9 protein-coding genes are annotated in these 14,926 nt (G+C 71.8%); 8 read left to right on the top strand and 1 reads right to left on the bottom strand.

From position 1 onward, the window contains the following. Positions 1 to 112: 112 nt before the first annotated feature. Positions 113 to 916 (bottom strand): IclR family transcriptional regulator, encoded by an 804-nt coding sequence (locus tag ACZ7LE_RS23450; RefSeq protein WP_470405624.1) that lies wholly within the window; start codon positions 914 to 916, stop codon positions 113 to 115. A 197-nt stretch (positions 917 to 1,113) separates the two neighbouring features. Here ACZ7LE_RS23450 and kduI point away from each other — a divergent pair, with 197 nt between their 5' ends. The 8 genes from kduI to ACZ7LE_RS23490 all read left to right on the top strand — a co-directional run bounded on the left by kduI (position 1,114) and on the right by ACZ7LE_RS23490 (position 14,908). Next, complete coding sequence (kduI, locus tag ACZ7LE_RS23455; RefSeq protein ID WP_470405625.1) at positions 1,114 to 1,932, top strand: 5-dehydro-4-deoxy-D-glucuronate isomerase; 819 nt, start codon at positions 1,114 to 1,116, stop codon at positions 1,930 to 1,932. Then, on the top strand, positions 1,929 to 2,714 hold the full coding sequence (gene kduD / locus ACZ7LE_RS23460) for a 2-dehydro-3-deoxy-D-gluconate 5-dehydrogenase KduD (RefSeq protein ID WP_470405626.1): 786 nt from the start codon (positions 1,929 to 1,931) through the stop codon (positions 2,712 to 2,714). The genes kduI and kduD overlap by 4 nt, the downstream gene beginning before the upstream one ends. Before the next feature lie 65 nt (positions 2,715 to 2,779). Further along, positions 2,780 to 3,880 carry a sugar ABC transporter substrate-binding protein gene (locus tag ACZ7LE_RS23465; RefSeq protein WP_470405627.1) on the top strand — a complete coding sequence of 367 codons (1,101 nt, stop codon included), beginning with the start codon at positions 2,780 to 2,782 and terminating at the stop codon, positions 3,878 to 3,880. Positions 3,881 to 3,882: 2 nt separating this feature from the next. Beyond that, positions 3,883 to 4,896 carry an ABC transporter permease gene (locus ACZ7LE_RS23470; protein ID WP_470405730.1) on the top strand — a complete coding sequence of 338 codons (1,014 nt, stop codon included), beginning with the start codon at positions 3,883 to 3,885 and terminating at the stop codon, positions 4,894 to 4,896. After that, positions 4,893 to 6,455 (top strand): sugar ABC transporter ATP-binding protein, encoded by a 1,563-nt coding sequence (locus ACZ7LE_RS23475; RefSeq protein WP_470405628.1) that lies wholly within the window; start codon positions 4,893 to 4,895, stop codon positions 6,453 to 6,455. Before ACZ7LE_RS23470 ends, ACZ7LE_RS23475 begins: the two co-directional genes overlap by 4 nt. Before the next feature lie 2 nt (positions 6,456 to 6,457). Continuing rightward, on the top strand, positions 6,458 to 7,462 hold the full coding sequence (locus ACZ7LE_RS23480; RefSeq protein WP_470405629.1) for an ABC transporter permease: 1,005 nt from the start codon (positions 6,458 to 6,460) through the stop codon (positions 7,460 to 7,462). Positions 7,463 to 7,520: 58 nt separating this feature from the next. Then, positions 7,521 to 9,011: an aldehyde dehydrogenase family protein gene (locus ACZ7LE_RS23485; RefSeq protein WP_470405630.1), complete on the top strand. Its 1,491-nt coding sequence runs from the start codon at positions 7,521 to 7,523 to the stop codon at positions 9,009 to 9,011. A 137-nt stretch (positions 9,012 to 9,148) separates the two neighbouring features. Further along, a complete protein-coding gene (locus ACZ7LE_RS23490) occupies positions 9,149 to 14,908 on the top strand; it encodes a LamG-like jellyroll fold domain-containing protein (protein ID WP_470405631.1) in 5,760 nt (1,919 codons plus the stop codon). Positions 14,909 to 14,926: the final 18 nt, after the last annotated feature.

Consider the following 14,926-nt stretch of genomic DNA (forward strand, 5'->3'; position numbering starts at 1 on the left):
CCGGACCTTCGGGGAAAACAGCGAACCACCCACGGGCTCCCTGCGGGTTCCCCCACCCCTTTCCTTCCCCCCCCGCCCTGCCGCCCCCCCCGGCCGGGCGGCACCGCCCCGCTCAGCGGACCATGCTGTTCTCGTGCACGGCCGCGAGGCGTGACCGCACGCTGAGCAGGGTCTCGATGATGAGATCCTCGCGCCCGTCGCCGAGCCGGCTGATCGGCACCGCGACGCTCATCGCGTCCACGGCGTGGTGGCCGAAGGGGAGTGCGACGCCGAAGCAGCGCACGCCCATGCACGACTCCTCGCTCTCGGTCGCGTAGCCCTGGTAGGCCGCGCGGTCGATGATCTCCAGCACGGCCTCCTTCTCGGTGGTCGTGTTCGGCGTGATCGCGGCGATCGACTCGGGCACCAGGTCGCGGCGGGACTCGGCCGGCATCTCGGCGAGCAGGGCGCGCCCCAGCGAGGTCGCGTACGCCGGGAGCCGGCGTCCGACGGCGGAGTGCATGCGCAGTGGGTGCACCGACTCGCGCTTGGCCGTGTAGATGACGTCGGCACCGTCGAGGCGGCCCAGGTGGACCGTCTCCTGGGTGGCGGCGGCCACCTCGTCGAGCACGGACTGGGCGCGGGCCAGCACGGGGTCGCCGTCCAGGTAGGCCGAGCTGACGACCAGGGAGTGGATGCCGAGCTGGTAGACGCTCCCCGTCGGGTCGGTCTGCAGCCAGCCGCGGTCGGTCATGGTCCGCAGCAGCGCGTGGAGGCTGCTCTTGGGGATGTTGAGCCGGTTCGAGAGCTGCAGCTGAGTTCCGGGGCCGTGGGCGGCGATGTCGTCCAGCAGGTCCAGGGCGCGGGCGGCCGACTTCACCGGCCCCGCGTCGGCGGCGCCGTTCGTCTCCCTCTTGAACTCCTTCTGAAGCTGCATGAACTCTCCTCTGGTCCTACCACGGTGCACCGGGCCCTCCCCGGGGGTGAATACAACGCTACCGCGAGTTCGCATACATGGACAGGTTTCCGCCCCTTGACCCGTGAGCCGGATCACGTCTATCTTCAGACCAGTTCACATAGACGAACGCAGTTCACAGACGAACGCGATTCGCAGACCGACCGAGGGGCAGCTACGTGATCCAGGTTCGATACTCGACATCTCCGTCCAGCGCGGAGACGGCCACCACAGCGGACCTGCGGGAGAACTTCCTCGTCCCCGACCTCTTCGTGAGCGGCGAGGTCCACGGCACCTACACCCACGACGACCGGCTGGTCATCGGCGGCGCCGTGCCCGACACCACCGAGCTCGCCCTGCCGGCCTGGTCCGACGTGCTGGGCACCGAGTCCCACCTCGAGGGCCGGGAGCTGGGCATCATCAACGTCGGGGCCGCCGGGCACGTCGTCGTCGACGACGAGAAGTACGAGCTCGAGCACCTCGACGGCCTCTTCGTGGGCCGGGGGAGCGAGGTGTCCTTCGGCGGCGCCGACGCCGCCTTCTACTTCGTGTCCGCCCCGGCGCACGCGACCTACCCGACCACGGCGCTCAGCCACAGCGAGGTGGAGCCGGTGGCGCTGGGCTCGGCCGAGGCCGCCAACGAGCGCAACCTCTTCCGCTACGTCTGGGGCCAGGACGTCAAGACCTCGCAGCTCCAGTTCGGGGTGACCGTCATCGCCAGCGGTTCGGTCTGGAACACGTTCCCGCCGCACCTGCACGACCGCCGCACGGAGATCTACTGCTACGTCGACCTCGACGAGTCCGACCGCGTCTTCCACTTCATGGGCAAGCCCGGCGCCACCCGCCACCTCGTGCTCCGCAACCGCGAGGCCGTCATCTCCCCGCCGTGGTCGGTCCACGCCGGGGCGGGCACCGGGTCGTACGCCTTCATCTGGGCGATGGCCGGCGAGAACAACGTCTACACCGACCTGAGCCCCGTGGCGCTGGAGGACCTGTGACGACCGACGTGGCCGCCGCCAGCCCGGCCCGCTCACCGTTCGACCTGCACGGCAGGTGCGCCGCGGTGACCGGTGCGGGGCGCGGCCTCGGCCGCGCGGTCGCGCTGGGCCTCGCTCGCGCGGGGGCCGACGTCGTGCTGCTGGGCCGCCCGGGCAACCAGGACGAGACCCGCGACCAGGTCCTCGCGCTCGGCGCGAAGGCCGACGTCGTGGACCTCGACGTGAGCGACCTCGACGCGGTCGAGCGGGTCGGCGCCGAGCTGACCGGGTCGCGGCAGATCGACATCGTGGTCAACAACGCCGGGATCATCGACCGCGAGGACTCCGTCGCCGTCAGCCGCGACTCCTGGCAGCGCGTGCTCGACGTCAACCTCAACGGGCTCTTCTTCCTGACCCAGCAGCTCGGCCGGCCCATGGTCGAGCGGGGCCACGGCAAGATCGTCAGCATCGCCAGCCTGCTGTCCTTCCAGGGCGGCCTGCGGGTGGTGTCGTACGCCGCGAGCAAGCACGCCGTCGCCGGGCTGACCAAGGCGCTGGCCAACGAGTGGGGGCCGCACGGCGTCCAGGTCAACGCGATCGCGCCGGGCTACATGGTCACCGACAACACCACCGCGCTCCGCGACGACGCGGACCGCTCACGCTCCATCCTCGAACGGATCCCGGCTGGCCGCTGGGGCACCGCCGAGGACGTCGCCGGAGCGGCTGTCTTCCTCAGCTCGCCCGCTGCCGACTACGTCAACGGCCACGTCCTGGCCGTGGACGGAGGCTGGCTGGCCCGCTGAGCCCGTCCCTCCCACACCAGTTTCACCGCCGGACACCGGCACCGAACGAAATCGAGGAAACGACAATGAAGTTCACCTCTCGACACACAGCCGCCCGAGGCACGGCCGCCGTCTTCGGCGTCGCCCTCGCGGCCGCCACGCTCACGGGCTGCACCGAGACGGCCGCCGGGGGCGGTGGCACCGCCGAGGGCGGCGCCGCCTGCGACCCGGCCGACGTCACCCTGGTGGGCCAGGTGCGCAACGAGTCCAACCCCTACGAGGCCTCGTGGCTCGACGGCGGCGACGCCTTCGCCGAGCAGATCGGCCTCACGCAGGAGCGGCTCACGTACGACGGCGACTCGACGCGTCAGCAGGAGCAGATCAGCCAGCTCCTCGCCGGCGACACCGAGTGCCTCGTCATGAACATCCTGCCCAACGGCGACTCCGACACCCCGCCGGTCGTCGAGGGTGCCGAGGAGGCGGGCGCCTACCTGGTCACCCAGTGGAACAAGCCGGCCGACCTGAACGTCACCGACTACGACCAGTGGCTCTCGCACATCACCTACAACGGCGTGGAGTCCGGCAAGCAGATCGGCGACGCGCTGGCCGAGGCCATCGGCGGCTCGGGCGGCATCGTCGCCCTCCAGGGCATCCTGGACACCGGTGCCGCCAAGGACCGGTTCGCCGGGCTCGAGGAGTCGCTGGCGGCCAACCCGGACGTCGAGCTGCTCGACGACCAGACCGCCAACTTCTCCCGCGCGGAGGCGCTGGAGGTCACCAAGACCCTGCTGACCAAGCACGGCGACGACATCAAGGGCATCTGGGCCGCCAACGACGACATGGCGCTCGGCGCGCTCGAGGCGCTGCAGCAGGCCGGCCGGGACGACGTGGCCGTGGTCGGCATCGACGCCGTGCCGGACGCGCTGACGGCGATCGAGGACGGCACCATGACGGCGACCGTCTCCAGCGACGGCCCCTGGCAGGGCGGCATCGGCCTGGCCATCGGCTACTGCGTGGCCACCGGCGAGCTCGCCGTCGAGGACATCGCCGACGAGGACCGCGCCTGGTTCGCCGAGCAGTTCCTCATCCAGCAGGACAACGTCGCCGACTTCGTCTCCCCGGAGACCGACGAGGCCGACTTCGCCTGCGACAACCTCTTCAGCCGGTCGCAGGGCGCGATCTCGTGACCATGGCACCCCCCGCCGAAGCCGACACCGACGTCGTGCACGCGCAACGCCCCCGGCCTCGGCGGGGGGTGTCCCTGCGGGACGCGGGACCGCCCGTGGCGCTCCTCGTCATCTTCGCGATCTTCGCGGTGCTCAGCCCCGGGTTCCGCACGCTCTCCAACGTGCAGAACGTGCTGGACGCCTCGGCGGTCCTCGCGGTCGTCACCATCGGCATCAGCTTCGTGCTGATGATGGGTTCGATCGACCTGTCCGCCCCCGGGATCATGGGCGCGTCCGCCATCACGGTCGCCCTCCTGGTCGCCAACAACCGCAACGACAACGACTGGGGGCTCCTCGGGGTCGCCGTGGCGGTCCTGCTGGCCGCCGCGCTCGGCTGCCTCAGCGGGCTCGCCCTGGTCGTGCTCAAGGTGCCGTCGTTCATGGCCACCCTCGGCGTCTCCGCCGTCGGCCTGGGCGTAGCGACCCTCCTGTTCGCGGGTGTCCAGCCCAACGTCACCGACCCGATGCTGGAAGGCTGGGCCGTCGACCGGTTCCTCGGCCTGGCCCACCTGACCTGGATCGCGCTGGCCTGCGTGGTGCTGGGTGCCCTGGTGCAGCGCTACTCGCGCCTGGGCCGGTACGCCTTCGCGATCGGCGGCGCCGAGGAGGTGCTGTCGCTCTCCGGCGTGCGGGTCGCGCCGTTCAAGGTGGCGGTCTTCACCATGGCGGGCGCGTTCTACGGCCTGGCCGGCGTGCTGGTCACCAGCCAGCTCGGCGCCGGCCTGGTCCAGGCGGGCAAGGGCTACGACTTCTCGGCCATCACGGCCGCCGTCGTCGGCGGCACCCTGCTCACCGGCGGCCGTGGCGGCATCCTCCACTCCACGGTCGGCGTGCTGCTGGTGACCGTCCTGACCAACGGCCTCGTCCAGGTCGGGGTCAGCCCGTACTGGCAGGGCGGTGTCCAGGGCCTCATCGTCGTCGCGGCCGTCGCGGCCGCCGTCATCCCACAGCGTCGTAGGAACCAGGTGACCAAGTGACAACGAACCTGCGGACAGAGTCCGCGCCCCGCGTGCCGGAACCCCGGCACGCCCTCGAGGTGCGCGGGCTCGTCAAGCACTACCCGGGCGTCAAGGCGCTCGACGGCGTGGACCTCGTGGTGCGCCAGAACGAGGTGCTCGGCCTGGCCGGCGAGAACGGCGCGGGCAAGTCCACGCTGCTCAAGGCGCTGGTCGGGCTCGTCCGGCCGGACGACGGCGAGATCTGGGTGCGCGGCGAGAAGGTGCGCCTGCGGAGCGTCGTCGACGCCGCGGACCACGGCATCGGCATGGTGTTCCAGGAGCAGTCGCTGGTGCCCAACCTGACCGCAGCCGAGAACATCGTGCTCGGCAGCGAGGGCCCCGGCGTGCGCCGCGGCATCTACCGCTGGGGCACGATGCGCCGGCTCGCGCAGGAGCAGCTCGACAAGATCGGCTCGCACATCGACCCCCTCGCGCGCACTGACACCCTGAGCTTCGCCGACCGGCAGATGGTCGAGATCGCCAAGGTGCTCCGCATCGAGGAGCGCACCTCGCACCCGCCGGTGATCATCCTCGACGAGCCCACCTCCGTGCTGGAGGCCAAGGAGATCGAGACCCTCTTCACCCAGGTGCGACGGCTGCGCGAGTTCGCGTCCGTCGTCTTCGTCTCGCACCGGCTCGACGAGGTGCTCGACGTGTGCGACCGGGTCGCCGTGCTGCGCGGCGGCCAGTCGGTGGGCGAGGTGCCCGCCGAGGGCGCGGTCCCGGCCGAGCTGCACCGCATGATGATCGGCTCGACCGGGTCCGACGACCACTACCACGACGGCGCCGCCGAGCGGTCCGAGGAGCCCCGCCGGCCCCGGCTCGAGGTGCGCGGCCTGTCCGGCCGGACGTTCAGCGGCGTGGACCTCGACGTCCACGCCGGCGAGATCGTCGGCATCGTCGGTGTGCACGGCTCCGGCCGCGAGGACGTGTGCCGTGCGCTGTTCGGCGCCGAGCCCACCACCGCCGGCGAGGTGGTGCTCGACGGCAAGCGGCTCGACCTGTCCGGCACCCGCGCGGCCTGTGCCGCGGGCATCGGGTACGTCCCGGCCGAGCGCAAGACCGAGGGCATGGTCGGGCCGATGTCGGTGGCCGACAACATGACGCTCACCAAGCAGCAGGCGCGCTGCACCGGGCCCGTCGTCCGGCCGCGCAAGCAGGCGACGCTGGTGGACACGTGGATCGAGCGGCTCTCGATCCGCACGCCGCACCGGGGCACCGCGATCCAGCGCCTGTCGGGCGGCAACCAGCAGAAGGTCGTCCTGGCCCGCTGGCTGGTGGCCGGCGACGTCCGGCTGCTGCTGCTCGACCACCCCACGCGCGGCCTCGACGTCGGGGCGCGCTCGGAGGTGTACCGGCTCATGCGTGAGCTCGCCAACAGCGGCGTGGCCACCGTGCTGCTCGCCGACAGCCTCGAGGAGGCGATCGGCATGTCCGACCGGATCATCGTGATGAGCGATGGCCGCGCGACCACGGAGGTCGCCGCTCCCGCGGGGAGCAAGCCGACTCCGCTCGACCTCGTCAAGGAGATGGTCTGAGCATGTCCACGCCCGTCCTCACCCAGCCGGCCCCCGGGCCTGCCTCCGAGCCCGCCGTCAAGGGCCGGCCGACCACGGCCCAGCGGCTCACGTCGTTCATGCCGGTGATCGCGCTCGTCGTGCTCCTGGCGGCGCTCACCATCGCCGACCCGAGCTTCCTGACCGCCAGCAGCCTCACGGCCGCGGTGCGCACCTCGGCGCCGCTCGTCGTGCTCGCGGCCGGCGCCACCCTGGTGGTCCTGTGCGGTGGCATCGACCTGTCGATCGCCGCGCTGTGCTCCCTGGCGACGGTCTTCTTCGCGCTGTGGCTGCCCGACCTCGGCGGGCTCACCACCCTGGCGATCATCGCGGCCACCGGCGCGATCGGCGCGCTCCAGGGCGTCGCCCACGTGCTGCTGCGCATCCCGTCGTTCATCGTCACGCTCGGCGGCATGAGCATCTTCACCGCGATCGCCCTCGTGATCTCGGACGCCGGCCCGATCCGGGTGGTCGACCGGGACGCCACCCACTGGCTCACGCTCTACGTGGCCGGCGTGGTGCCGATGTCCTTCTTCGTCGCGCTGCTCGTCGTCGTGGTGGTCTCCCTGGTGCTCCGGTTCACCCCGCTCGACGCCTGGGTCCGCGCGACCGGCTACTCCGAGTCGGCGGCCCGTCTGGGCGGCGCGCCGGTCGACCTGGTCAAGGTCGCCGCGTTCACCGTCTCCGGCGCCTGCGCGGGCCTGGCCGCCGTCATGCTGGTCTCCCGCAACTTCAGCGGCAGCCCGACCATGGCGGACAATCTGCTGCTGCCTGCGGTGGCCGCCATCGTGGTGGGCGGCACCGCCATCACGGGCGGCCACGGCTCGCTCTGGCGCAGCCTCGCCGGGGCGCTCGTGGTGACGCTGCTGCGCGTGGGGCTGCCGATCGTCGGCGTGCCGTCGGCCTACGAGCAGATCCTGTACGGCGCGATCATCGTCGCCGCCGTCGCGCTCACCCTCGACCGGTCGAAGGTGCTGATCATCAAGTAGCCGCGGCCGACCTCGCCCCGAACCACTCCTGAGAACCCGACACCCCGGAAGGCTCCCCATGTCCGAGAACTCCCCTCTCCTGCCCGCCGTCTCCTCGTTCCTCTCCTCGCCCAAGCAGCTGCTGATCGACGGCGAGTGGGTGGACTCCAAGGACGGCAAGTCGTTCGCGACGGTGAATCCCGCGACCGAGGAGGTCCTGGTCCAGGTGGCCCAGGCGTCCGCGGTCGACGCCGACCGGGCGGTCACCGCCGCCCGCAACGCGTTCGAGTCGGGCTCCCCGTGGTCGCGGATGACGCCGCGCGACCGCTCGCACCTGTTGTGGCGCATCGGCGACATGATCGAGGAGCGCACCGAGGAATTCGCCCAGCTGGAGTCGCTCGACAACGGAAAGAGCCTCGCGTCCGCACGGGGTGACGTCGGCGTGGCCGCCGAGCTGTTCCGGTACTTCGCGGGCTGGGCCACCAAGATGGAGGGCACGACCATCCCGATGTCGGTGCCCGGCCGGGACTTCCACGCCTACACGCGCCGCGAGGCGATCGGCGTCGTCGCCGGCATCGTGCCGTGGAACTTCCCGCTGACGATGGCCGCCTTCAAGATCATCCCGTCGATCACCGCGGGCAACACCGTGGTGCTCAAGCCGGCCGAGCAGACGCCGCTCACCGCGCTGCGGCTCGGCGAGCTGCTGCTGGAGGCCGGCCTCCCGGCCGGCGTCGTCAACGTGCTGCCCGGGTTCGGCGACGCGGGCGCCGCGCTGGTGGACCACGCCGGCGTGGACAAGGTCGCCTTCACCGGCAGCACCGAGGTGGGCAAGAAGATCGCCGCGGGCGCCTCGAAGAACCTCAAGAAGGTGTCGCTGGAGCTGGGCGGCAAGGCGCCCAACATCATCTTCGCCGACGCCGACCTCGACGCCGCGATCGCCGGCGCCGCCTTGGCGGGGTACTTCAACGAGGGCCAGTGCTGCGTCAACGGCTCGCGCCTGTACGTCCAGCGCGAGGTGTTCGACCAGGTCATCGAGGGTGTGGCTGCGGCCGCCAAGGCCATCCGGGTGGGCGACGCGTTCGACCCGGCGACCACGATGGGGCCGCTGGTCTCGCAGGAGCAGCACGAGAAGGTCATGGGCTACGTGCGGGGCGCGGTGGCCGACGGCGCCACGATCGCCGCGGGCAGCCCCGACCCGGCCGCCGACCGCGGCTACTTCTTCTCCCCGACCCTCATCACCGACGTCACCGAGCAGATGGCCGTGCAGACGGACGAGATCTTCGGGCCCGTCATCACCGCCATCCCGTTCGACACCGAGGACGAGGTCGTCGCGGCGGCCAACAACACGGTCTACGGCCTGGCCGCGGGCGTGTGGTCGCGCGACCTGAGCACGGCCCACCGGGTCGGCGGCAGGCTCCGGGCCGGCACGGTCTGGCTCAACACCTGGCACGCGGACGACGTCACCCTCCCGCGGGGCGGCTTCAAGCAGTCCGGCTGGGGCCGCGAGCTGGGCTCGTTCGGGCTGGACGACTACACGGAGCTCAAGACGGTCATCGCCGAGCTGCGCTGACCGGGCGCTGAGTCCCAGGGGGCACCGAACGCAAGACGCACCACCGGAGAGCAGCTCCGGGCGGCCGACCCCGTGCGGGGTTCGGCCGCCCCGGCCTGCCCTCATGTCCATCAATCACGTGCGAAAAGGGATCAACGATGAACCTGTTACGCAGACCTGACCGGCGCCACCACGCGCGTCGCTCCCGTCGGGCACGCCTCGCGGCCGTGCTCGCCGCCTCCTTGGCGGTCGTGCCCTTCCTGGGCGGCGTCGCCCAGGCCGCCCCCGTGGCGACCGCCCCCGCGCAGGCCGCGCCGGGCTCCGTCGACGACGGCGTGCTGCGCGTCCTGCTGTTCTACAAGTCCAACTTCCACGCCTCGCACGTCCAGGCCCGCCAGGCGATCCGCGACCTGGTCGCGGACCTGGGCGTGGAGTACGACCAGCCGGTCGAGATCCAGGAGACCGACGACCCGGCGGCGTTCACCACGGCGAACCTCGCGACCAAGGACACGATCGCGTTCGCCCAGACCGGTGGCGTGCTGTTCAACGTGGACCAGCGTGCCGCGCTGGAGGCCTACATCCGTGGCGGCGGCGGCTACCTGGGCCTGCACTACGCGGGCTGGTCGGTCGGCCAGAGCGAGCACGACGTGAACCCGTTCTACGCCCGGCTCGTGGGCGCGGCGTCCGAGGGCCACCCGGAGAACCCGGCGGTGCGCCCGGGCCGCGTGGTGGTCAAGGACACCTCGCACCCGCTGACCCAGGGCCTGCCGGCCGAGTTCACGCGCAGCGACGAGTGGTACGACTGGCTGGTCAACCCGGCGCCCAACGTGCGCACGCTGCTCAACGCCGACGAGTCGTCGTACGGCGGGGGCAACAACGGCACGAACCACCCGATCACGTGGTGCCAGGAGATCGACTCCGGCCGCTCGTGGTACTCGGGGATGGGGCACGAGGGCACGGCGTACGCCGAGGCCCCGATCCGCACCCAGATCAAGAACGGCCTGGCCTACACCGCCGGCCTGCTCCCGGCCGACTGCTCGGCGCCGAACAAGGCCGAGCAGGGCGCCTGGAGCGGCGTCACGCCCTGGCCGCTGGTGCCGATCAACGCGGCGCTGACGTCCGACGGCAAGGTCCAGTCGTTCGGCAGCGTCTCGTCGGGCTGCACCGACAACACGCCCTACGACTTCTACGGCAACTCGTGCGTCACGCAGGGCGGCCAGATGGAGATCGACGTCTGGGACCCGGACGAGGAGCGCACGACCGCCAACGTGAACGACGGCATCGTCACGAACTCCACGTACACCGACCTGTTCTGCTCGATGCAGGTCCAGATGCCGCACCGGCGGGCCACGATGACGGTCGGCGGTGACGACGGGCTGGGCGGCAACGCGCCCAACGACGCCGCGATCGGCGTCACCAGCTACACGACCAACCAGGGGCTGCGCAACGAGGCCCCGATGAACTACCCGCGCTGGTACCCCACGGGCACCACCCTGCCGGACGGCTCCGTCGTGGTGCAGGGCGGCAGCCTCAAGGGCGGCCCGGGCGGTCCCGGCGTGCTCACGCCGGAGATCTACACCCCGGACGAGGGCAGCTCCTGGAAGCTGCTGGAGGGCGCCACGAGTGCGGCGGCCTACGGCGACGGCGGGAACGGCAACGGGCCCGACGAGAACCGCTGGTGGTACCCGCGCGCGTTCGTCGCGCCGGGCAACGGCAACGTCTTCAACATCACCGGCACCCAGATGTACGAGCTCGACCCCTCGGGCGACGGTGAGGTGACGCTCCGGGGCACCCTGCCCGCAGACGTAGCCAACCAGGGCGGCCTCGGCAACCCGGTCGGCGCCACGTCCACCGCGACGATGTACCGCCCCGGCAAGATCCTGCAGGTGGGCGGCGGCTGGTGGGCCAACGGCGGCGGTCCGGACGGCGCCCGCGCCGGCTTCACCGTCGACATCACCGGCGGCACCGACGCGCCCGTGGTCGAGGCGACCGAGCCGATGCAGTACGCCCGGCACTGGGCCACGTCCACGGTGCTGCCCGACGGCGACGTGATCGTCACCGGCGGCTCGCGCGACAACAACGGCAACGGTGGCTACGTCACCACCGCCGAGATCTGGGACCCGGAGACGGGCGAGTGGACCACGATCGACGTGCCGTACGAGCACGCCCGGCTGTACCACTCGACCGCCCTGCTCCTGCCGGACGGCCGCCTGATGGTGGGCGGCGGCGGTACGCCGGGCCCGCGCAACTACACGGACGTCGAGTTCTACTCGCCGTCGTACCTGTTCGACGGCGACGAGCCGGCGGTGCGTCCGGAGGTCACGGGCGTGCCGGAGAAGGTCGGCTACGACGGCACGTTCGACGTGCAGGCCGACGTCGACGTCTCGCGGGTCACCCTGGTCCGCAACGGCTCGGTGACGCACGGGTTCAACAACGACCAGAACTTCCAGGACCTGGCGTTCGCCCAGAACGGTGACACCCTCACCGTCGAGAGCCCGGTCGACGGCACGTATGCCCCGCCCGGTGCGTACATGCTCTTCGTCTTCGACGAGGACGGCACGCCGTCGGTGGCCGACATCTTCCAGATCGACCCCGAGGTCGAGATGGACTCCCCGGCCCCGCACCTGGTCGACCAGCTCGAGTACCCGCGCCTGCCCGCGGAGTGGCGTTCCGCCAACCCGCCCGCCGTCGTGGACGTCGAGCCGGGCAACGGCCGGATGTCTCCCTGGGAGGTCGACAGCGAGGTCCAGCTCGTCCGCGCTGCCGCGCCCAGCCAGGGCGGCCTCGGCCTGACCGGCTACCACCTCGCCGTGGGCAGCGAGGGCAGCCTGACCCGCACGGTCAAGGGTCTCGACCCGGGCCGCGAGTACCGGGTCTCGCTGCGCTACGCCCGCGACAGCCGGTCCGCCGGCACGGCACCCGGCACCGCCGACCTCTCCGTCGGTGACCTGTCGACGACCCTGTCGGCGGGGACCAACCTGTCGTCGCAGACGGCGTTCGGCACATACGTCGGCACCTTCGTGGCGGGGGCACGGTCGCAGGACCTGACCCTGTCCGCCGGGGACTCCGGCGCGGGCGTCATGATCGACGACCTGGTGATCGTGGGCTCCGACACGGGCGCCTCCGACGTCCCGGTGCACTACGCGTTCGAGGAGGGCTCCGGTACCCGGGCCGCCAACACCGGCACGGACGGGTCCGTGGGCGCAGCGACGCTCACGGGGACCACCGGCTGGAGCGAGGACGGCGTGTTCGGCGACGCCCTCGACCTCAGCGGCGGCAGCAACGCCAACGCGGTGGACCTGCCGGACAACCTGCTCCAGGGCGAGGAGGCCTTCACCACCTCGTTCTGGGTGCGGCCCGACACCAGGACGGGCTGGACCGGCCTGTTCCACCTCGGCGACGGGCTGGCGGGAGCGGGCAGCTTCTTCCAGATCCAGATGCAGACCGACGCCGCGCCCGGCGGCACGGGTCTCGCGGCGACGTTCAAGGCCAAGGGCGCAGCCCTGGAGGAGCGGGTCTACGCCACGCCGACCCGTGACGTGGTGGCGAACGAGTGGAACCACGTCGCGTTCACCCGGCAGGGTGCGACCGGCACGCTCTACCTCAACGGCGAGCCCGTCGCGTCCCGCGACGACCTGACGATCGACATGACCGACGTCGGGCCGACGGCCAACAACTGGCTGGGGCGCAACGGCTTCCCGGACCCGGCCTACGACGGCCTCATGGACGACGTCCGGGTCTACACCTCGGCGCTCGGTGACGACGCCGTGGCGGCCCTGTACGCCGACGGCAGCGCGCTCGCCACGACCACCACGGTCACGGTCGAGCCGGGCTCCCCGTCGCCGTTCGGCGCACCGGTCACCGTCTCGGGTGCCTTCGCGGCCGCGAGCGGCGGGGCCCCCACGGGCGTCGCCGAGCTGTGGGTCGACGGCGCCCGGGTGGGCGGGCAGGTCGACGTCGTCGCCGGCGCGGTGGAGTTCACCGACGTGGCGCTCTCCCCGGGCGACCACGACGTGCAGATCCGCTTCCTCGCCGACGACGGGTGGCGGGACTCCGCGCAGACCGTGGAGCACACGGTCGAGCGGCCGCCGCCCGGCGAGGGCACGCCGATCCACTACACCTTCGACGAGGGTCAGGGTTCGACGGCGGCCAACACCGGGCTGGACAGCTCGGTCGGGGCGGCGACGCTCACCGGGTCGACCGGCTGGTCCGGTGCCGGGAAGTTCGGCGGGGCGGTCAACCTGCCCGGCGGTGCGTCGGGCACGGGCAACCAGGTCGAGCTGCCGGACAACATCGAGGCCGGGATGGAGGACGAGTTCAGCGTCTCGATCTGGGCTCGTCCGGACGCCCTGCCCACGTGGGTGCCGCTGCTGCAGATCGGCAGCAGCACCGACACGTTCTTCCTGCTCCAGTCCAACACCCAGACCAGCGGGGCCACCGGCTTCGCGGCGACGTTCAAGGCGCCCGGCACACCGGGCAGCGCCCAGGAGCGTCTGGTCCTGGGCCAGGGCAACGACCTGCCGCTGAACGAGTGGACGCACGTCGTGTTCACCCAGAGCGGCTCGGTCGGGAAGATCTACTTCGACGGCGAGCTCCAGGCCACGCGCGACGACTTCACCGTCACCATCGGTGACGTCGGGGTGGGCGGCCAGACGACGACCAACCTCATCGGCGGGACCAGCTGGCCGGACGGCCGCTGGGACGGCCTGGTCGACGACTTCCGGATGTTCGGCTACGAGCTGACCGCCGAGCAGGTGGGCGACCTCCACGCCGGGACGGCGTCGAACACGGCCCCGGTGGGTGCCGCCGACGCCTACGGCACCGTCGAGGACAAGCCGCTGGAGGTGGCGGCGCCGGGTCTCCTGGCGAACGACACCGACATCGACGGCGACGACCTGACGGCGACCGGGCTCACCCAGCCGGCCCACGGCGACGTCGTCCTGCAGGCGGACGGGTCCTTCACCTACACGCCCGACGGCGGGTACTTCGGGACGGACACGTTCACCTACCAGGCCTCCGACGGCGCGGCGACGTCCGCGGCGACGACGGTGACCATCACGGTGGAGGAGGGCGAGCAGCCGCCCGTCAACACGGCTCCGGTCGCGGGCAACGACGCGTACTCGGCCGTGAGCGGTCAGCCGCTGACCCTTCCGGCGCCGGGTGTGCTGGCCAACGACACCGACGCCGACGGGAACGTCCTGACCGCGACCGCGGTGACCCAGCCGGCCAACGGCCGGGTCACCCTGGAGGCGGACGGGTCCTTCACCTACACCTCCGACGACGGGTTCTCCGGCAAGGACGTGTTCACCTACAAGGCCTCCGACGGCCCGGCGACGTCCGCCGCGGCCACGGTGACCATCACGGTGAAGTCGCCGACGGTGACGGCGGTGGCCGGTGTGGCCCTGCCCATCACCTACGGCACGGCGGGCACGGTCTCGGTGGCGGTCTCACCGGACACGGCCACCGGTGCGGTCGAGCTGCGCGACGGTGACACCACCCTCGCGACGGCCACGATCGCGGACGGGCGAGGAACCCTCGTCCTGCCGGCCAAGGGCCTGAAGCCAGGGGTGTACGACCTGACCCTGCGCTACGCGGGCGACGCCGACCACAAGGCCGCGACGTCCAAGGTCCGGGTCGTGGTCGACAAGGTGGTGCCCACCATGGAGATCACCGCGAAGAAGTCGGGCAAGAAGGTGGCCGTCGAGGTCTCCTTCACCGCCCCGAACGAGGTCCCGGTCACCGGGCAGGTACGCCTCGCGGTGAAGGACGGTCAGACCCTCCTCGGGGACATCCAGGACGGGCGTGCCCGGTTCGAGGTGGCCCAGCCCAAGGGGAAGGACCTGACGCTGACGGCGTCCTACCTCGGCAGCGAGCTGGCGCTCGCGGCGGAGACCAGGGTGACCGTCAAGGTGAAGTGAGAAAGGCCGGGCCCGGAG

This window comes from Promicromonospora sp. NPDC110617 (assembly GCF_055598465.1).

Excerpts from the sequence above, each read along its gene's own strand:
- ACZ7LE_RS23480 (WP_470405629.1), top strand. The coding sequence starts at position 6,458 with ATGTCCACGCCCGTCCTCACCCAGCCGGCCCCCGGGCCTGCCTCCGAG.
- ACZ7LE_RS23465 (WP_470405627.1), top strand. The coding sequence starts at position 2,780 with ATGAAGTTCACCTCTCGACACACAGCCGCCCGAGGCACGGCCGCCGTC.
- ACZ7LE_RS23485 (WP_470405630.1), top strand. The coding sequence starts at position 7,521 with ATGTCCGAGAACTCCCCTCTCCTGCCCGCCGTCTCCTCGTTCCTCTCC.
- ACZ7LE_RS23490 (WP_470405631.1), top strand. The coding sequence starts at position 9,149 with ATGAACCTGTTACGCAGACCTGACCGGCGCCACCACGCGCGTCGCTCC.
- ACZ7LE_RS23450 (WP_470405624.1), bottom strand. The coding sequence starts at position 916 with ATGCAGCTTCAGAAGGAGTTCAAGAGGGAGACGAACGGCGCCGCCGAC.
- ACZ7LE_RS23470 (WP_470405730.1), top strand. The coding sequence starts at position 3,883 with ATGGCACCCCCCGCCGAAGCCGACACCGACGTCGTGCACGCGCAACGC.